The following is an 18,920-nucleotide window of genomic DNA, read 5'->3' as shown; positions in this document are numbered from 1 at the left end:
AATCATCGACGTGCAGCACATCTGAAAAACACAGGAGACAACGATGAAAGCAACGGGGATTTTCTCCACCTTGTCCAAGGCGGCCGCCTTATGCGCGCTGGCCCTTGGCGCGCAGGCCTACGCCCAGGACATCAAGATCGGCTTTAACGGCGATCTGTCGGCTTCGCCTTCCGCGCAAAGCGGGCAGGCGGCCGTGCTGGGGCTGCGCACGGCCATCGACGACATCAATGCCGCCGGGGGCCTGTTGGGCCGCAAGGTGGTGCTGGTGGTGCGCGATGACCTTTCGCAGCCGCCCAAGTCGATCCAGAACATGGCGGACTTGATCGATAACGAGAAGGTGGTGGCCATCGTGGGCCCGACCAACTCGGGCAACGCATTGGCCTGGAAGCACATTCCGAACCAGAAGAAGATCCCCGTCATGGGCGCCATCGGCTCCGGCACGGACATCACCAAGCCCATGCGGGCCGGGGCGGACAATTACATGTTCCGCGTCGGCATGGTGGACCGCGAACAGGTGGACGGCGTGATCGGCTACTTGAAGAAGAACCCCAAGGTCAAGAACGTGGGCTTCATGATCGAGACCACCGGCTATGGTCAGAGCGCGCTCAAGGACCTGGAGGAAGTGGGCGCGGCGCAGGGCGTCAAGGCCGTGGCGGTCGAAAAGTTCGGCGTGGCCGACACCGACATGACTTCGCAGCTGAACAAGCTGAAAGCGGCCGGCGTGGACACGGTGGTGATCTGGGCGCAGAGCACGCCGATCGCTCACGTGTTCCGGAGCATGGAGAAGATCAATTGGTTTCCGCTGACGCTGACCTCGTGGGCGGCGGACAACATCGCCTTCTACGATACCGCGGGTAAGACGCTGTCCGAAAAGCCTTTCTTCCTGCGGACCATCACCGACAACCGCACGCCCGCGCAGCAAAAGCTGTATGACCGCGTGTCGGCCAAGATGACTTCGCCCACCGCCTTCGGCTTCCTGGCCCACGCCTACGATGGCATGAACCTGTTGGGCATGGCGATCAAGCAGGCGAACTCCACCGATGGCGACAAAGTGCGTCTGGCACTGGAGAACCTGCAGGGTACCTACGAAGGCGCGATGAAAACCTATACCAAACCGTTCTCGGCCACGGTGCATGACGCGCTGCTGGTCAGCGACTACAAGTGGGCGCATTGGCAGGACGGCAAGCTGGTTCCCTACGCGGACGACGTGACTGTCGCCGTGGCCAAGTAGAAGCAGGAACGCGACAGGGATAAGGGGCCGTCATGTTGGCGACATTGTTGCAGGCGCTCGTCAGCGGGCTAGCCGTGGGGGGCGCGTATGCGCTGGTGGCGCTGGGCTTCAGCATCACGTTCACGACCACCCGTACGCTCAACTTCGGGCATGGGGAGTTCGTGTCCGTGGGTGCGTTCATCGGGGTAGGCGCCTTGTTCCTGTTTGCGGGCAAGCCGATCACCACCGCAGCCTTCACGGGCCTTGCGCTGAACGGCTGGGAATATCTACTGGCCGGGTTGGCGGCAGTCGTAGTGATGGGCTTGCTGGGCGTGCTGCTCTACGTGTTCGGCGTGCGGCCGTTCGCCTCGCGTCCGGGCATGGCATGGGTCATGAGTACGCTCGGGTTCGGCATCCTGCTGCAGAGTGCCGCGTTCGCGGTGTGGGGGCCCGCGCCCGTCACGGTGCCGGCGCCTTTCGGCGACGAGGTGATCCGCGTGTTCGGCGCAGGCGTGCGCAGCCAGGAATTGCTGCTGCTCGCGGTGGCCGTGGCCGTGATGGTGCTGTTCGACCGCGTCATGAACCGGACCGTTCTGGGCAAGGCAATGCGAGCCGTGGCGGCGAACCCCGCCGTGGCCAATCTGATGGGCATCAATGTGAATGCGGTGATGACCGGTGCTTTCTTCGCCAGTTCGGCGCTGGCCGGGCTTGCGGGCTTCCTGGTCGCGCCGATCACGTCGGCTTCGATTTTCATGGGCCTGGCCATCGGTCTTAAAGGCTTTTCGGGCGCGATGATAGGCGGCCTGTCTAATCCGCGCGGCTGCGTGTTGGGCGGCTTCGTGCTGGGGTTGCTGGAGTCCTATGTGAACCTCTGGCAGTCGCAATGGCGCGAAGTGGCGATCTTCGGCCTGGTGATCCTGGTGCTGGCGGTCAAGCCCACTGGCCTGTTCGGCAAGCGCCTGGTGGAGAAGGTATGACGCGGCACGGGCAGACCCTGATTACCGTAGCGTTGGCGGCAGCGCTCGCGGCCTTCGCCGCGCTCGTGGACAACGATTACTACCTTCGCATCGTGTTCATGGCTTGCGTGTATTACTTGTGCGCTGCGGGTGTGAACGTGTTGGTGGGCTATGCGGGCCAGAAGTCGCTGGGACAGGCGGGCCTGTTTGCGGCTGGCGCCTATACCGCAGCTCTGCTGACCTCGCGCTGGCAGGTGGATCCGTGGCTGGCGCTGGCTGCGGCACCGGTGGTGGCGGGCGTGTTCGGTGTGCTGATCGCGTTGCCGTCGTTACGCGTCAAGGGGCCGTATCTGGCCATGGTGACGCTGGCGTTCGGCATCGTCATGGAGAAGATCGTCACCGAATGGGTGGACGTATTCGGCGGCCCGTCGGGTCTGTTCGGCATCATGCCGCTGACCTGGGGAGGGAATGCGTTCACCAACCAGCAGTGGGTGTGGTTCGCGTTGGTGCTGTGCGTGGCGACGCAGCTATTGCTGCGCAACGTGCTGGAAGGGCGCTTCGGCCGGGCGCTGCTGTCGGTGCAGGCCGACGAGATCGCGTCGTCTTCCGTCGGGGTGCGGGTGTATCGCGCCAAGGTCATCGCGTTTGTCGTGGCGGCCGTGACCTGCGGCATTGCCGGTGCGCTGGTGGCGCAACAGAACCAGTACATCAACTCGGATTTCATTGGCTTCAACCTGTCGATCTTCATTCTGTTGCTGGTGTTGTTCGGTGGGGCGGGCTCGAAGGCGGGGCCGGCCGTGGGGGCGATAGCGCTTACCATCATCGATGCGATGCTGGCGCGCTGGCCATCGGTGCAGCACTTCTTTTATGGCGCGTTGTTGCTCTTCGCGCTGTACTTCATGCCGGGTGGCGTGATGGGATTGTTTGCGCGGCGTGCACGCCGCGTCGCGGATGCGCGGCCGCAAGGCGGGGGCGAGGCGGAACCCGCCATGACCAAGCCGGCCGCCCCGGCGCAGGAGGACTTGCTGCTGGTGGTCGAGAGCTTGAGCAAGGCGTATGGCGGCGTAAAGCCGGCGCAGGACATTTCGTTCTGCTTGCGCCGTGGCCACGTGCATGCGCTGATCGGACCGAACGGCGCGGGCAAGAGCACGCTGATCAATATGCTCAGCGGCGTGGTGCTGCCGGACGCGGGCGTGGTCCGCTTCCTGGGCACGGACATCGCGGGCGAGCGGCCGCACGCCATTTGCAAGATGGGTATCGGCCGCAGCTTCCAGAACCTGCGCTTGTTCGGCGACCTGTCGGTGCTGGACAACGTATTGCTGGGTCGCCATAGCCGCATGAAAAACGGTTTCTGGGCGTCGCTGCTGGGACTGCGCGGCGCCCGCGCGGAGGAACGTCGCGCGCGTGAGCACGCATACCGGCTGGTGCGCATGGTGGGCCTGGAGCATCTGGCGGATACGCCAGCGGGCAGCCTGCCTTATGGCCTGCAAAGGCGGGTGGAGCTGGCGCGCGCCTTGGCGACGGAACCGACCTTGCTGCTGCTGGACGAACCGGCGGCGGGCTTGAACCCCCAGGAGACCGCGGAACTCGGGCAGCTGTTGGTGCGCATTGGCGCGTCCTGCGGCATTACGCTGCTGATGGTCGAGCATCACATGGATCTGGTAATGGCAATTTCCGACCACGTGATAGTGCTGGACTACGGCATCAAGATCGCCGAAGGGAAGCCGGCGCAAGTGCAGGCGGACAAACGGGTGATCGAGGCGTATCTCGGGACCGGCATGGCCTGAGCGCCAGGTCATTAGGTATGAACAGGCCGTAGACGATGCTGAAACTAGAATCCGTGCAAATTTCGTATGGCGCCATCCAGGCGGTGCGCGACGTGTCTCTGGAGATCCGCGCGGGCGAGATCGTGACCATCATCGGCGCCAATGGCGCGGGAAAAAGCACCTTGCTTAAGGGGGTGGCAGGGTTGGAGCCCTTGCAGGGTGGGCGCGTGACCTTTGACGGGCGCGACATTACACAGGTGGCGGCGCATCAGCGCGTGGGCCTGGGCCTGGCGCTGTCGCCGGAAGGGCGGGGGGTGTTTGCGGACCAGACGGTCTACGACAACCTGGTGCTGGGCGGCTACATCCGGCGTCGGGACCCGGCGGCGGTGGCCGAAGGCGTGGAGCGCGGATATCGGCTGTTCCCAAGGCTGCGCGAACGGCGCGATCAGCTGGCAGGCACGCTGTCCGGCGGCGAGCAGCAGATGCTGGCGATGGCGCGCGCCCTGATGAGCGAGCCGCGACTCCTGTGCCTGGACGAGCCTTCGCTGGGCCTGGCGCCCCTGATCGTGCAGGACATCTTTGCCGCGATCTGCAAGCTGCGCGACGACGGCCTGACCATCGTGCTGGTGGAGCAAATGGCCAACCAGGCGCTGGGTGTGGCCGATCGGGCGTATGTGCTGGAAACCGGGCGCATTACGTTGAGCGGCTCGGGCGCTGAACTGCTGCGCGATCCGAACGTCCGGGCGGCCTACCTCGGCGCGCATTGAGTCCCGGACCCAGGCGCGATACCATGTCCACGGCGCCGCGTGGGCGGCGCATCCAATCCTCCCTCCAGGCCGGCGCCCGTGACGTCCCCGACAGTTGATGCAAGCCAGGACCGCACAGGTCTTATCTATCTTCAATTGATGTTCGTCATGGCCACATGGGGCCTGAACATCGTGTCGGTCAAGTACCTGACGCTGCATATGGATGTGCAGGCGCTGGCCGCCGTGCGCATCGTCATCGCGTTCATTACCGTCACCCTCATCATCAAGGCGCGCCGTGGCCGCATCCCCCGGCTGGGCGGCGCGGAGCTCGGCTGGGTGGCGTTGGCGGGCTTCCTGGTCGTGTACGCGCACCAAATGGCGCTGGTAACGGGCCTGCGGGTGTCCTCGGCCGCCAACGGTACGCTCATCATGGCGACCAGTCCTTTGCTGTCGGCGTTGCTGGCGGCGATCTTCTATCGCGAGAAACTGACGTTGGTGCGCATTTCCGGCGCCTTGCTGGGTCTCTTGGGCGTAGGCATGGTGGTCGTCGGCAGCGGCGCGCGGATCGGCCTGACGGGCTGGGGCGACGCCATCGTGTTCGTGGCCGTGCTGGTGTTCGTGTGCGGCGGTCTGGTGATCCAGCGCATGTCGCGCAGCATGGATCCGTTGGGCATGCTCTGGTACATGTACCTGGCCGGCGGGTTGATGCTGGTGGTGCATGCGGCCCTGACGCCGGCGTCCTACCAGGGTGATACCTGGCAGATGACGTGGTGGCCGTGGCTGGTGCTGCTGTTCTCGGCCGTGATCGCCTCCGGGGTCAGCAACATTGTCTGGAATGCCGGGATCGCCCGCCTGGGCATCAGCCGCGCCGCCTTGTTCGTGAACTGGCTGCCGATCTTCGGCCTGCTGTTTGCGGCGCTGTTCCTTGACGAGCACGTCACGCTGACGCACGTCGCGGGGTTGGCCTGCGTGCTGGCCGGAACCTGGCTGGGATTACGCCGGGGGGCGCCCGTGGCGGGCCGCAATGCGGCCGCGAAGACTTGATCCACGCTACGCATCGCGGGTGGCCCGTGCCGGCCCGACCCGCGACGCCGCGAACGTTTAGCGCTGGCTCTTCAACAGCTTCGCGGCTTCGATCGCGAAGTAGGTCAGGATGCCATCGGCGCCAGCGCGTTTGAATGCCAGCAGGGCTTCCATCATGACCTTGTCGTGGTCCAGCCAGCCATTGGCGGCAGCGGCCTTGATCATGGCGTATTCGCCGCTGACCTGGTAGGCGAAGGTGGGCACGCGGAACGTGTCCTTGACCCGACGCAGCACGTCCAGGTAGGGCATGCCCGGCTTGACCATGACCATGTCGGCGCCTTCCTGCAGGTCGGCCGCGACTTCGCGCAGGGCTTCGTCGAGGTTGCCCGGGTCCATCTGGTAGGCCATCTTGTTGGACTTGCCCAGGTTGGTGGCCGAGCCCACGGCGTCGCGGAAGGGGCCATAGAAGGCGCTGGCGTATTTGGCTGAGTAAGCCATGATCTGCGTGTGGATATGGCCGTTGGCCTCCAGCGCGCGGCGCACGGCGCCGATGCGACCGTCCATCATGTCGCTGGGGGCGACCATGTCGACGCCGGCGGCGGCTTGAGTGAGCGCCTGCTTGACCAGGATCTCGACGGTGGCTTCGTTGATGACGTAGCCGTTGTCGTCGATGACGCCGTCCTGGCCGTGGCTGGTGTAGGGATCCAGCGCCACGTCGCACAGGATGCCAAGCTCGGGCACATGGGCCTTCAGTTCGCGCACTACGCGGGGGATCAGGCCGTCGGGATTGGTGGCTTCGATGCCGTCGGGCGTCTTGAGCGAGGGATCGATGGCGGGAAAGAGCGCCAGCACGGGAATGCCCAGGTCGACGCATTCCTGCGCCACGGGCAGTAGCGTATCCAGCGAATAGCGCACCACGCTCGGCAGGGACGGCACGGCTTGCTGCAGGCCGGTTCCTTCGGCCACGAACACGGGGTAGATCAGATCGTTGACCGTCAGGGCGTTCTCGCGCACCAGGCGGCGGGTGAAGTCGTCGCGGCGCAGGCGGCGCGGGCGGGATACCGGGAATTCAGGGGAGATGATCTGCGGGTTCATGGTACGACCTTGGGAGAAATCCAGTTTTCTATGTGCGCGCCAGCCTCTTCCAGGCCGATGCGTTCCGGCGCAGAGAAGGGGATGGTGTGCAGGGCGCCAATATCGGCCAGATCCTTGCGCACGGAAAACACCGTGCGCACGCGCTGGCCATAGGGCAGCTTGTCGGCTTTGGTCAGGAGGGCCAGTACCGGGCGTCCGGTGGGCGCGATGAAATTGGCGAGGCGGCGGTCCAGTTCGGTGACGCCGCGGCGGATGTCGATGAGCAGCACGATGCCGGCCAGCGATTCGCGGTCGCGCAGGTAGCCGCCCAGGATGTCGGCCCACTTTTCCTTTTCGTCGCGGGCCACGGAGGCGTAGCCGTAGCCGGGCAGGTCGACGAGATAGCCGATGTGGCCTTCCGGGTCCAGCGGGTCGGGCAGGCTGAACATATTGATCAGGCGCGTGCGGCCTGGCGTCTTGCTCGAAAAGGCAAGGCGGCGCTGGTTGCACAGCACGTTGATGGCCGTGGACTTGCCGGCGTTGGAGCGGCCGACGAAGCAGACCTCGGGAGCGCCGGCGGCCGGCAGCTGGTCGAGGCGAGCCGCGGAAGTGAGGAAAGAGGCGCGATGTAGGAGGGACACGGGTGGCTTTGGATACGGTTGGTTTCGAGCCCTATTGTATAATCCGGCGTTTGCAACAGTGGTCCCCGTGCGCGGAGCCGTCTTTTTTGCTTACTGTTTAGCTTGCTGAACGCTTTATCCGGCAAGTTCGCAGCAACATCGCAGGCAGGAAGGCAAAACAGGTTCGATACGGTATTCCAGGGTGTGCGGGCAGGCGTGGGCGCCTTTTTGCGCCTTGATCGATGCGATCGTCGAGGTCTTCATGAAGCGTGTGCTGTCCCGGATGTTGGTTGCGAGCGGGCTGTTGCTCGGCGCCTCCGCCTTATCTACTACGAGTTTCGCCGCCGAAGGCGCTGCGGGCCCGGTAAAACCTGATGCCGCCAAGGGCGGACAGCTGTTTGACCAGGGTGATGCGGCCAGAGGCATCATCGCCTGTGCGTCCTGTCATGGCGCGGCGGGCAATAGCACCATCCCGGTGAATCCCAACCTGGCCGCGCAGTCCCATGAGTACTTGGCCAAGCAGTTGGCGGACTTCCAGGTCAAGCCCGGCGCCAAGTTGCCGGTGCGCAACGGTGCCGGCGGCAATCCCACCCCGATGACGGCCATGGCGCAGAACCTGACGCCCGCCGACATGCAGAACATCGCGCTGTACCTGGCGCAACAGCCGCTCAAGGAGCCCGCCACGGCCGGCCAGGAGAAGCTTGTTGATCTGGGTCAAAAGATCTGGCGCGGCGGCTTGCCGGATCGCAAGGTTCCGGCATGCGCCTCGTGCCATTCTGCCAATGGCGCTGGCATCCCCAGCCAGTACCCCCGGCTGTCGGGCCAGTTCCCCATGTATATCGAAGAACAGCTGAAGCTGTTCCGCAGTGGCGACCGTAAGAACGACGTGATGTTCGCCATCGCGGACCGCATGTCGGACGCCGACATCAAGGCCGTGTCGGACTACGCCGCCGGCCTGCGGTAGGCGCAAGCCCGCCACGCGCGCGGCTGGTCCGCGTTCTGCAAACTTAGCGCAGCGGAACCTCGTTCCGCCGCGCGCTGTCTATGAGGGGGGTAGCCGATAGCGCGGCCCCCCTTTTTTCATGAATTCGACCCGTACACACTCCCGTCCCTCCTTGCGCAGCTTGCCCGGCGATTTCTTCGAATTGCTGGGTTCGATGCGTTTTGCCGTCAGCCTGCTGATGTTCATCTGCGTGGCGAGCCTGGTAGGAACGGTGTTGCAGCAGAACCGCTCGTCCAACAATTACATCGATCAGTTCGGTCCGTTTTGGTTCGAGGTGTTCGACAAGTTCTCGATCTGGCATGTCTACAACAGCTGGTGGTTCCTGCTGATCATGGGGTTCCTGGTCGTGTCGACTTCGGTCTGCCTGATCCGCAACGCGCCCAAGATGCTGCGCGATGCGCGCTCGTTCCGCGAACATGTGCGCGCCAGCAGCCTGCGCGCCTTCCCGCACCGGGTGGAAACCGACGAGCCCACCGACGTGCCACAGACGGCCGCTGGCCTGAAGTCCCTGCTGGGCCGGCTGGGCTATGCCGTGCGCGAACGCCAGGATGCGGACGGGGTGCTGCTGGCGGCCAAGAAAGGCAGCGCCAACCGGCTGGGCTACGTGTTTGCCCACGCGGCCATGGTCATCATCTGTATTGGGGGCCTGCTGGACAGCGAACTGCCGGTGCGCTTGCAGGTCATGTTCGGCGGTAAGAAGCCCATCGTCGAAAACATGCTGATTTCGGAAGTCCCGGAAAGCGGCCGCCTGTCGGTCGACAATCCGAGCTTCCGCGCCAGTGTGCTGGTGCCTGAGGGCGGGCAGGCCAGCACGGCGGTCGTGATGGTGGGCGACGGCGCGCTGGTCCAGCCGATGCCCTTCACGCTCAAGCTCAAGAAATTCGTGGTGGACTATTACTCCACCGGCATGCCCAGCCGTTTCGCCAGCGAGGTGGAGGTCACTGATCCGGATACGGGCAAGACCTTCGATTCCACCATCGAGGTCAACGAGCCGCTGCGCTTCAAGGGCATGACCGTCTACCAGTCCAGTTTCGACGACGGCGGCAGTACGGTAACGCTGAAAGGCTATCCGCTAGTAGGATCTGAAATCGCTACTTTCGCAGTGGACGGCACCGTGGGCAAGAGCAGCGAAGTAACTGCTCACACCGCGCGCGGGGCGCGCAGCATGGGCGTCGAAATCACGGCGCTGCGCCCCATCAACGTAGAGGATCTCACCGGCGGCGCTCCCAAGGGCGGCAATCAGAGCTTTGCCGAGCATGTCGCTTCCGTCTCCGGCAGCGCCGCAGGCAAGAAGAACGAAAACCTGCGTAATGTCGGTCCCAGTGTCGAATACAAGCTGATCGACGACGCCGGCCAGGCCCATGAATTCCAGAACTACATGCTGCCTGTGGAGCTGGATGGTGCCAGCGTGTTCCTGGCGGGCGTGCGCAACAATGCCTCCGAACCCTTCCGCTATCTACGCATTCCGGCGGACGACGATAGTTCGATTGCCGAATTCATGCGGCTGCGGGCCACCCTGGCCGATCCGGCGGCGCGCCAGGAAGCCGCGCGCCGCTTCGCCGAGCGCAACAGCCCGTCGGGGACGGATCGTCAACCCCTGCAGACGGCCGCGGAGCGCGCGTTGGAAACCTTTGCCTCCGGCGGCTTGCAAGCCGTGGCCTCGTTCCTGCAGGCCAATACGCCGCCGCAAGACCTGGAACGGGCTGCCGACGTCGTGATCCGCCTGATCGGCGCCAGCATGAACGAATTGCGTGCCATCGAGCGCGAGCGCGCCGGCCTGCCCGCCGTGGCGACCGAGGGCCCGGAGGGCGAGCGCGCCGCCGTGTGGTCGCGCCTGGCGGTGGCGGCGCTGTCCGACCTGACCGTCTATCCGGCGCCCGTGTTCCTGTCGCTGGCCGATTTCAAGCACGTGCAAGCCAGCGTATTCCAGGTGAGCCGCACGCCCGGCAAGAACACCGTCTACCTGGGCAGCCTGCTGCTGGTCCTGGGCGTGTTCTCGATGTTCTATATTCGAGACCGCCGCATCTGGATCTGGATCAAGCCGCAAAACGGCGGCAGCAGCGTCCTGGCGGCCATGACGTCCCAGAAGCGTACACTCGACTTCAACCAGGAGTTTGAACGCTTCAAGCAGGCGCTGCTGCGCCAGAAGAGGTCTTAAGGTTTCCTATGTCCACTACGACCACTACGCATCCCTCGTCGCCGCAATCGCTGGCCGCCGCGCCGGATCAGCTCTGGCAGGACGCCCTGTCCGAAACCGGTGACGGCCGCGCGCAGCGCGGCAGGCCCGACTGGACCGACGTTGTCTTCTTCCTGTTGCTGGCAGTGGGCGCGGGCTTCGCCCTGAACCGCTACAGCAACGCGATGGACTATTACGAGAAGATCATCCTGTGCGGCACCGTGCCGGTGCTGGCCTGGATGGGCTGGCTGTGGCGCCCGCTGCGCCGCCTGATGGTTGCCTGTGCCATCGCGGCCGGACTGGCGCTGATGCTGTACGGCAATGATCTGGCCCGGGCCGAGCAGGTTTTCTTCCTGAAATACCTGTTCTCGTCGCAATCGGCCATTCTCTGGATGTGCGCGCTGTTTGCACTGGCCATGGCCTGCTACTGGATCGGCTTCTTCAGCCCCACCGCCGCGTGGCTCGGCACGGCCCTGACCTGGGGCGCGGTGTTTGCCGGCGTTACCGGTCTGCTGGTGCGGTGGCGCGAAGGGCACTTGATGGGGCCGGACCTGGGCCACATCCCGGTCAGTAACCTGTATGAAGTGTTCGTGCTCTTTGCGCTGATCACGGCACTGTTCTATCTCTATTACGAACGCAAGTACGCGACGCGCGCGCTGGGCGGCTTCGTGTTGCTGGTGGTCACGTCGGCGGTGGTTTTCCTGCTGTGGTATTCGTTCACGCGCGACGCCGGGCAGATCCAGCCGTTGGTGCCGGCGCTCAAGAGCTGGTGGATGAAACTGCACGTTCCGGCCAACTTCATCGGCTACGGCACTTTCTCGCTGGCGGCGATGGTGGGCTTTGCCTATCTGATCAAGCAGCACGGGCAGACCACGTCGTGGGCCAAGCTGGCGCCGTTGTTCGTGCTGGGCGTGCTGCTGTGCGCCGAGCCCATGGTGTTTCGCACCGACGGCCTGTCGGCCACCTGGATGCTGTATTTCGGTGTGGGCGCGGTGATCGTCGGCGCGATCCTGCTGGGGCGCCGCCGCATCGCCGCGGCACTGCCCTCGCTGGAAGTGCTGGACGACATCATGTATCGCGCCATCGCGATCGGCTTCGCGTTTTTCACCGTCGCTACGATCCTGGGCGCGCTGTGGGCGGCTGACGCCTGGGGTGCGTACTGGCAATGGGATCCGAAGGAAACCTGGGCGCTGATCGTCTGGCTCAACTACGCGGCCTGGCTGCACATGCGCCTGATCAAGGGCTTGCGCGGCACCATGGCGGCCTACTGGGCACTGATGGGCCTGCTTATCACGGGCTTTGCCTTCCTGGGCGTGAACATGTTCCTGTCGGGGCTGCACTCCTACGGCGAACTGTAGTTGCGCACAGCCTGTTCAGGTCGTCAGGACCACCATGACGGGCTGTGGCGAATAGGCCTTGAAGCCGGGCGCATTGATGGTGTTCTGCAGGGTCAGGCTGGTCATGCGAACGATGGGCGCGCCGCGTACCAGCATGGTGAACGCGCCCGTCATGTAGCGTGACTGGCCCATGAAGGTCTGCGAAATCAGTCCGCCGCCCACGCCGGCAGTATCGCCCAGCGTCACGGGTATCAGCGTTGCCATGTTGTGCACGGGCGCCGCCATCAACCATACGTTCCAGACCACGGGAATGCCCATGGCCGAGGTTGCCGTGTCGATATGCGGGATCGGCGGCACGGGGGTCTTGCAGACGTCTGGAACGCCCACGGCCAGGCTGGGCAACTGGCAGACAGCGAGCATGTTTATCTCCTTGCGCAAAAAGGGGGCGGCGATGCCGCGCGAGGTCAGGTGGGGGCGCGCCCGGCCGACCAGAGTTCGGCCTCAAGCAGGGGGGCGTCGTTTTCGATAATGCCGTGGCGCTGCGTCCAGCGCGTGCCTTGGGTCAATGCGCGATGCATGCGCGTGCGTTGGAAGGTGGCGTCGCGCAGGTCGGCCTGGCCCAGGTCGGCCAGCGAAAAGTCGGCGTCGGTCAGGTTGGCGCCGCGGAAATCGGTGTTGGCGCAACGCGCGCGCTGAAAAATGCACAGCGACAGGCTGGCGCCGCGCAGGGACGCGTCGTCCAGGGTCGCCTCGGCCCAGATGGAGCCGTCGAAGCGGCCGCCCTGCAGGTCGGCGCCGCTCAGATCCGCTTGCGGGAACAGCGCCTGTTGCGCGGAGGCGCCGGCAAACCGCGCGCCGCGCAACGATGCACCCTTGAATCCGGCCTGCCGCAGATCTGCATTGCGGAAGTCCGCCGCATCCAGCTGACAGTCGGCGAAATGGCAGAGCGGGTACGCTTGCGAGGCAAAGTCCTGCGCCGCCAGATTGCATTCGATGAACATGGTGCTCTCCGCGTTGGCGCCTGCCAGCACGACGCTGCGCAGGTCCAACTGGTGAAACAGGGTGAAGCTCATCCACGCCCGAGATAGGTCGGCGCGCGCCAAGGCGCTGCGCGAGAATACCGAGCGCTCCAGGCGCGCAGCTCGAAAGCAGGCTTCTTCGAGCGCGGTGGAGTTGAAGGATGCTTCCCTCAGCTCGGCCTGATCCAGACTGGCCCGGCTCAGATCGCATTCGGTGAAGCTGATGCCATGGGCATGGCTGCCATCCAGCACGGCGCCGCGGGCCTGGCAGCGGAACAACCGCGCCGTGTCCAGGTTGGCGCCCGCGGCGTCCAGGCCGGTCAGCACGCAGTTGAGGAATTGACTGTCCTGCAACTGGCAATCGCTTAGCTTGGCGCCGCTCAAATCCACCTGGTCGAAAAATGCGCCCGCGAGATCCAGTCCGCGCAAGTCTTGGCCGGCCAGGCTGACGTGCGCTATCGGTTCGCCATGGCGTACCTGGTCCAGCAATTGATCCCGCTTCATGAGGCGTTCTCCGGCTGCCGGGCAGGCCAGAGCTTGGCGCCCTGGACGTAGGCGTCGTGCAGCCCGGTGCTGCCGTCCATCTGCGCTTGCGCGACATCCGCGCGAAAGAGGTTGGCGCCCGTCAGGTCGGCGCGCAGCAAGACGGCCTTGCCGAGCAAGCTGTTGATCAAGTTGGCGTTGCGCAGGCGCGCGCCCGAGAAATCGGTGCGCACGAAGTGCGTGTCGGGGGCGGCCGCGCCGGTAAGGTCGGCCTCCCGCAAGCGGCAGTTCGAGAAGTCGCTCGCCGCGAGCTGCGCGCCGCGCATGTCTGCCCGATCGAGCATTGCGCCGCGCATGCTGCCCACTTTGAACTGCATGCCACGCAGGCATGCCCCGGCAAGCTCGACGCGGCCGGCGAAGGCACAGCCATCGAGCGTGGCGTTCTCCAGGCTGAAGCGGCCGGAAAACTCCACATCCATGAAGCTCACGCGCTGCAGGTCCGCGCGGGAAAAGTCGGCGTTCGCGATTGTTCCCTGCATGAACACGCATTGATTCAACCGCGCGTCGTGAAAGCGGCAGTCTTCGAAGACTGCCGTCATCGCGGCCCATTGTTCGAACGATGCGCCGCGCAGATCGCAGCCTCGCAGGCGTGCCTGGTTCAATCGTCCGAGCCGCCACGTGCTGCCGGCAAAGCTGCATGCCTCGCAGCTTGCATGGTCCCAGATGGTCTCCGCAATCCGGCTTTCGCTGAAGTCCGTCTGGAAGCATTGCGTGCGTCCCAGGTTGGCGCGCGACATATTGGCGCCGCGCAGGCTGGCGCGCGTCAGGTCGGCGCCCGCCAGCACGGCATCGGTAAGGTTGCTGCCATCCAGCCGCGCGTCCACAAGCCTGGCGCCCGCCAGAATGGCGCGCTGGAAGTCGGCGCCGGAAAGGTCCAGGCCGCTCAGGTCCGCGCCGGTCAGGTTCATGTCCCGGCAGTCCCGGTTGCCCTTCAGCCGCGCTTCCAGCTTCATGCGGGTGCGCCGCGCACGCAGCGGTGGCATGGGCGGGGGCGGCGCGAACTGGTGCGCCGATTGCTGATAGGCCTGATGCACTTGCGGGGCCAGCGTTTCGCTGAGCGGAGGCGGCGCGCCGTCGCCATTCTGCCCGGCTCGCTTGGCCTGTGTATGAGGATTGGCGTCAAAGTCGGCAATGTGCCGCTTCACCACGCGGGGATCGAAACCCGCCGGAAGTTTGCCGTCATTGTCCAGCTTGCGCAGCGCGTCGATGTCGACACCCGAGACTTCGGCCATGGATGGCAGGTTGGGATCGGCCAGCGCCCTGGCGGCGGTGCCTCCGGACAGGCGCTTGGCCTCCTCCAGTTCCTGTTGCATGCGCTGGATCGTGTTGGGCAGGTCGGACAGCCGTGGCGCTTGAGGCGGCGGTTCTAGCGGCGCCATGTACAAGTCGGGATCCAGGCCCTGGGCGAGCAGGGATTCGCGCTCTCGGGCATGCCGCCGCGCGGCGCCGGCATAAAGGTTGCGCTGCGAGGGGCGCTGGGCAACGGCTTCCATTGCGGCTTGCGGCAGTTCGCCGCAGATGTCTTCCGGCACCAGCTGAGCGTCATGCAGGGCGTAGACGGCGCCGAGATCGGGATCAAGGCGCTGTTCCAGCACCCTTTGATAGTGCGCCGCATCGCGCGCCTGGCCCGCATGTTCCAGTGCCGGCATCATGTAGAGGATGTCGGCTGCATCGTCTTCGAGCACCGGCAGCGCGCCGTGCCAGATCAGCGCGAGCTGATTGCGCTCGGGAAAGAACCAGGCCGTGGTGAGGCGCAATGCGACTTCTTCAAGTGCGCTGCCATCCGCTTGGCGGCTGACGAAACAACGGGCGTGCCAATCGGGCAGACGGCCGCGTTGCAGCGGCTGGTCGGGATGCATGTTCCACAATTCGTATTCCATGCCGCCAGCCAGCGCCGCGTTGGGAGCGCCCCATTGATCGGGGGGCGCGGCATTGAAGAAGCGCCAGTCCATGTCGGACGCGAACCCCGGGAAGTCATGCTCCAGCCATTGCTGGCCATACTGGCGGCCTAGCCGCGCAGCTCGTTGCGGGCTGTCCATGGGCAAGGCCGTGAAGCCGGCGGGAGCCACGCGCTGAGCGGGCGAAGCAATGCGCTCATGCGGGCTTTCGATATTGGGTAGCCGGCGCACGCGCACGCCGTTGATGTCTTCGTCCTGCGCGCCAATGCCTAGCGGATTGTCGGTGCAGCTCGGGCCGCCGTAAGCATGCCGCCAGTCCAGGCGCATGCGATCGAAGGGCTGCGGGTCGGAGGCCTTGCCGTCTACCCAGTAGCGGTCGCCGAATACCAGCAGCGACTTGTCGATTGCGCCGACCTTCAGGCGTACCGCACAGGCGCCGGGGTGGGCCGGATCATGCGGATAAGCGTGGCCCGAGACGAGCACTTCCGGACAAAGCTTGGGCGTGGCCAGGTCCAGCAGACCGCCGGCCTCGGCTCCAGCCAGTTTCCAGAGCTCCTGGTCCATGAGCAGCATGGGCGTGCGGCCAATGTCGACCAGCGCGAACACCGCCACGCCCAACACGTCGCGGCGTTGCCAGCGGTAGGGACGAGTCAGCACTCCCAGGCGGAACGGCTTGATGGTCTTCATGGCTATCCCGTGGCCTGGTCCACGGCGACTTCACGGCTTGCCGGATCGACGCGCACCTGGATGGTCTTGCCTGCGCTGAAATCGGCAAGGTGCAGCGGCGATAGCGGGACGCTGAGCGTGGGTGAGAGAGCGGGCGTGGCGCTGGTTGCAGCGACTTCCAGGTCCAGTTCGACGATGAAGTAGAGCGTATCGCCGATGCGGCGCCGCGTGTCGCGCGCAGCGGTCACGAGCGCCGTGCTGGCGACGCCGTGGGCGCGCACGGCATCCTGCCGCTGCACGTCCCGGCGTCCCGCCGCGCGCCGCTGGCGCTCGCGCCACAACATATACGCTGCCTGCGCCAGGGATAGCAGCAAGCCCAGCCATACCCACTTTGCCCAGCTTGGCCATGCATCGAAGAAGTCGGACATGAGGGTCTCAGATGATGCTCCAGAGGCCAACCATCGACGCACCCAGGCCGACCTTTTCCGCGGCGACGGCGTCGAACTGATAACTGGCGCCCGTGGTGCGGTAGGACACCATCTGGCCGATGCTGCTGACCATGGCGTAGTTGGTGAAGGAGATGTTCAGCATGACCGTCGTGCGGAACAAGGCCAGGCGGTGCATGCCGAACTCCGCTTTGGCCACCGCGAGGCCTATGGAGAACGGCGTGGCCTGCAGCCAGCTTTCCTTGGAAAGATCCTTGACGTTGGCCGCGTCCATCACGACGTCGGCGGGTGTCTTCAACGTTATGTTGCCGTCCGCTTTGACCAGCACGGTGGATCCCACGGACTCCATGTCTATCTTGCCCTTGGCCTTGAGATCCATGGTGGAGGTTTCGGATTCCACCCACATCGCGGTCTTGGCCTTGACGTCCATGTTCGCGTCGGTCGAAAGCAGTTCGACCTTGCCCTTGGCCTTTTCGGTCAGCGCGCCCGTCTTCACGTGGTGCAGCGAATCGCCCTCGTTCACGTAGACCTGTTCGCCGTTCTTCAGCGTTTCCTTGAAGAGGCCGGTGATCTCGCGTTCCTCGCCCTTGGCTGCGACCGTGGTCTTCAAGCCGTTGTCGAACTTCTCATCCATCAGGCCGTCTTTCACATTGACGGTGCGAGATGCCTTGACGGTGTATTCCTCGTGTCCCTTGACGAAGACGTCGCGCCGCTTTTCCACGCGCAGATTGTCGGTGCCGGTGACCTTGATGTCGCGGTTGCCGCCAATCTTGGTAGTGTCGTTGTCGCCGATGGTGGTGGTGCGGTTCTCGTCCGTCGAGTGGAATTCGTTGGCTTCCACTTCGGTGCACAGTTCACGCTCAGCGTGCAGCCAGATGCGTTCACTGCCGCTTTTGTCTTCGAACATGAGCGCATTCGCCGTCGCGGGCGTGCCGCTCTTGGAACGGCTCAGAAAGCCGCTTTGCGTGGCGTTGTCCGGCAGATCCCAAGGTGGCAGATTGTTGGCATTGAAGACACGACCGATCACGATAGGGCGGTCCGGCTGGCCACCGATGAAGTCGACGATCACTTCGTCGCGCACGCGCGGCAGCTGGATGCCGCCAAATCCGCCACCAGCCCACGGGCTGGAAACCCGCACCCAGCACGAGCTGTTCTCATCCTTCTTGCCATAGCGGTCCCAATGGAACTGCACTTTGACGCGCCCCATCTTGTCGGTCCAGATTTCTTCGCCTTCCTTGCCCACCACGGTCGCGGTCTGCGGGCCATGGGTGCGGGGGATGGGGGTAACGCGTGGCGCGCGGAATTGCGTGCTGGATGGCAGCACCACGAACTCCAGGTCGAAATCTCCCGGATCGGGCTGGCCGCTGGCGTAGCCTGTTTCACGGATCCTGTAGTAGGTGCTGACGACGAGATACTCGCGGTTCTCGGCCTGGCGCGGATGATTGCGCAGCGTGAAGAGGTGTCCCGTGGCCAGCCCGCGGGCATTGGAGCCGCCCGTGTTTTGTTCCTTCCTGCATTGCAGGTCCTCGAGCCGCACGCGCGTGTAATGCTCCGCGTCATCGGGGTTGGTGTAGCCGCCTTGCCATTCATACATCTCCAGGTCGCCGTGGTCATGCGCGCCGGGATTGTTGCGGCGCGCTTCCAGGCTGGCCGCGGGCGTGAGCGGGTGGTAGTCGGTGGTGGCGAATGCGCCGGGCGTGATCTGTTCGGCCACTTCCCACTTGTAGACATGGTCTTCGCGCGGGATGGTGATGCGGTCGGGCCCGTAGTAGGGGATCTGCTCGTAGCCGGCGACAGGTTCGTGCTGCGTGATGTCGTCGGTGAGTACCAGCGTGTGCTTGCCTTTATCGTGCTTGAACCAGAAGTAGATGCCTTCATGCTCCATCAAGCGGCTGATGAAGGCATAGTCGGTCTCCTGATACTGAACGCAGTATTCCCAGTTGCGGTAGCTGTCCACCAGCTTGAACTCGACGGGGTAGTTATAGTCCTTCAGCACTTCACGAATGACGTCGGGCACGTTCTTGTTCTGGAATATCTTGTTGTCCGAGGTCTGGGTCAGGTACCAGAGCCAGGGCCGCACCGTGGCGCGGTAGATCGTGTAGCGCGAGGTGTTGTTCTCGCGGCCCACCAGCACGCAGCGCGTAATGTGTCCGCCGAGATAGCGCGGCTTGGCGGCGCCCGTTTCGATCTCCAGCGTCAGCGGCTTTCCCAGCAGGGATTTCATGTCCAGTGAATAGGACTCCGAGACCAATTCGATCTCCAGCTCGAACAGCTGCGAAAGGCTTTCGGCGCCATGCATGGCGCGGAACTTCAGAGCCTCGGGCGGCAGGGGCGTATGCGCCTTGACGACACGTTCGCTCGGCACGTTGCGGTCCATCTCACCGTCTCCTTATGAGAATGCTTCGCCTGTTGCTGCGTGTGCTGCTTTGGATTTCCG

Annotated in this window: 15 protein-coding genes; 8 read left to right on the top strand and 7 right to left on the bottom strand. The window is 64.6% G+C overall.

Features of this window, described 5'->3' with window-relative positions; all coding sequences use genetic code 11:
• The first annotated feature begins 43 nt into the window (after nt 1-43).
• The 5 genes from VCS63_RS02455 to VCS63_RS02435 all read left to right on the top strand — a co-directional run bounded on the left by VCS63_RS02455 (nt 44) and on the right by VCS63_RS02435 (nt 5,722).
• Nucleotides 44-1,231, top strand: a complete 1,188-nt coding sequence (locus VCS63_RS02455) for an ABC transporter substrate-binding protein (protein ID WP_112966784.1) — start codon at nt 44-46, stop codon at nt 1,229-1,231.
• A 32-nt stretch (nt 1,232-1,263) separates the two neighbouring features.
• On the top strand, nt 1,264-2,187 hold the full coding sequence (locus VCS63_RS02450; RefSeq protein ID WP_042795927.1) for a branched-chain amino acid ABC transporter permease: 924 nt from the start codon (nt 1,264-1,266) through the stop codon (nt 2,185-2,187).
• Nucleotides 2,184-3,953: an ABC transporter permease subunit gene (locus VCS63_RS02445; RefSeq protein WP_063961640.1), complete on the top strand. Its 1,770-nt coding sequence runs from the start codon at nt 2,184-2,186 to the stop codon at nt 3,951-3,953. Before VCS63_RS02450 ends, VCS63_RS02445 begins: the two co-directional genes overlap by 4 nt.
• 35 nt (nt 3,954-3,988) lie before the next feature.
• Nucleotides 3,989-4,699 carry an ABC transporter ATP-binding protein gene (locus VCS63_RS02440; protein ID WP_063641544.1) on the top strand — a complete coding sequence of 237 codons (711 nt, stop codon included), beginning with the start codon at nt 3,989-3,991 and terminating at the stop codon, nt 4,697-4,699.
• 138 nt (nt 4,700-4,837) lie between these two features.
• A complete protein-coding gene (locus VCS63_RS02435) occupies nt 4,838-5,722 on the top strand; it encodes a DMT family transporter (protein WP_042797482.1) in 885 nt (294 codons plus the stop codon).
• A gap of 57 nt (nt 5,723-5,779) precedes the next feature.
• Here the strand turns inward: VCS63_RS02435 and hemB are convergent, their stop codons facing one another.
• Together hemB and yihA are read right to left on the bottom strand one after the other, a co-directional pair.
• Nucleotides 5,780-6,796, bottom strand: a complete 1,017-nt coding sequence (gene hemB, locus VCS63_RS02430; RefSeq protein WP_323878157.1) for a porphobilinogen synthase — start codon at nt 6,794-6,796, stop codon at nt 5,780-5,782.
• Nucleotides 6,793-7,416, bottom strand: coding sequence for a ribosome biogenesis GTP-binding protein YihA/YsxC (yihA, locus tag VCS63_RS02425; RefSeq protein ID WP_042795930.1), 624 nt, complete (start codon nt 7,414-7,416; stop codon nt 6,793-6,795). The genes hemB and yihA overlap by 4 nt, the downstream gene beginning before the upstream one ends.
• Nucleotides 7,417-7,657: 241 nt before the next feature.
• Between yihA and VCS63_RS02420 the strand changes: the two genes are divergently transcribed.
• From VCS63_RS02420 to ccsB, 3 genes are all read left to right on the top strand, one after another.
• Nucleotides 7,658-8,359, top strand: a complete 702-nt coding sequence (locus VCS63_RS02420; protein ID WP_042797483.1) for a c-type cytochrome — start codon at nt 7,658-7,660, stop codon at nt 8,357-8,359.
• Between the two features lie 118 nt (nt 8,360-8,477).
• Nucleotides 8,478-10,556: a cytochrome c biogenesis protein ResB gene (locus tag VCS63_RS02415; protein WP_323878155.1), complete on the top strand. Its 2,079-nt coding sequence runs from the start codon at nt 8,478-8,480 to the stop codon at nt 10,554-10,556.
• Between the two features lie 8 nt (nt 10,557-10,564).
• On the top strand, nt 10,565-11,932 hold the full coding sequence (gene ccsB / locus VCS63_RS02410; protein ID WP_042795932.1) for a c-type cytochrome biogenesis protein CcsB: 1,368 nt from the start codon (nt 10,565-10,567) through the stop codon (nt 11,930-11,932).
• 15 nt (nt 11,933-11,947) lie between these two features.
• On the opposite strand, the gene VCS63_RS02405 is transcribed toward ccsB, so the two are convergent.
• Genes VCS63_RS02405 through VCS63_RS02385 form a run of 5 tightly spaced genes read right to left on the bottom strand, consistent with a single transcriptional unit; the run spans nt 11,948 to nt 18,860 of the window.
• Nucleotides 11,948-12,331, bottom strand: a complete 384-nt coding sequence (locus VCS63_RS02405; protein ID WP_042795933.1) for a DUF4150 domain-containing protein — start codon at nt 12,329-12,331, stop codon at nt 11,948-11,950.
• Nucleotides 12,332-12,375: 44 nt separating this feature from the next.
• Nucleotides 12,376-13,434 carry a pentapeptide repeat-containing protein gene (locus VCS63_RS02400; RefSeq protein WP_323878153.1) on the bottom strand — a complete coding sequence of 353 codons (1,059 nt, stop codon included), beginning with the start codon at nt 13,432-13,434 and terminating at the stop codon, nt 12,376-12,378.
• Entirely contained in the window at nt 13,431-16,058 is a 2,628-nt protein-coding gene (locus tag VCS63_RS02395) for a DUF2169 family type VI secretion system accessory protein (protein ID WP_323878152.1), read from the bottom strand. The genes VCS63_RS02400 and VCS63_RS02395 overlap by 4 nt, the downstream gene beginning before the upstream one ends.
• A gap of 2 nt (nt 16,059-16,060) precedes the next feature.
• Nucleotides 16,061-16,465, bottom strand: coding sequence for a hypothetical protein (locus VCS63_RS02390; protein ID WP_301879107.1), 405 nt, complete (start codon nt 16,463-16,465; stop codon nt 16,061-16,063).
• Nucleotides 16,466-16,472: 7 nt separating this feature from the next.
• A complete protein-coding gene (locus VCS63_RS02385; RefSeq protein WP_323878150.1) occupies nt 16,473-18,860 on the bottom strand; it encodes a type VI secretion system Vgr family protein in 2,388 nt (795 codons plus the stop codon).
• Between the last annotated feature and the right edge of the window lie 60 nt (nt 18,861-18,920).

It is taken from the genome of Achromobacter sp. D10 (assembly GCF_035282245.1).
GTDB classification, from domain to species: domain Bacteria; phylum Pseudomonadota; class Gammaproteobacteria; order Burkholderiales; family Burkholderiaceae_B; genus Achromobacter; species Achromobacter insolitus.
Note: the sequence above shows the minus strand (reverse complement) of the source record. Positions and strands in the feature narration are given on the sequence as shown.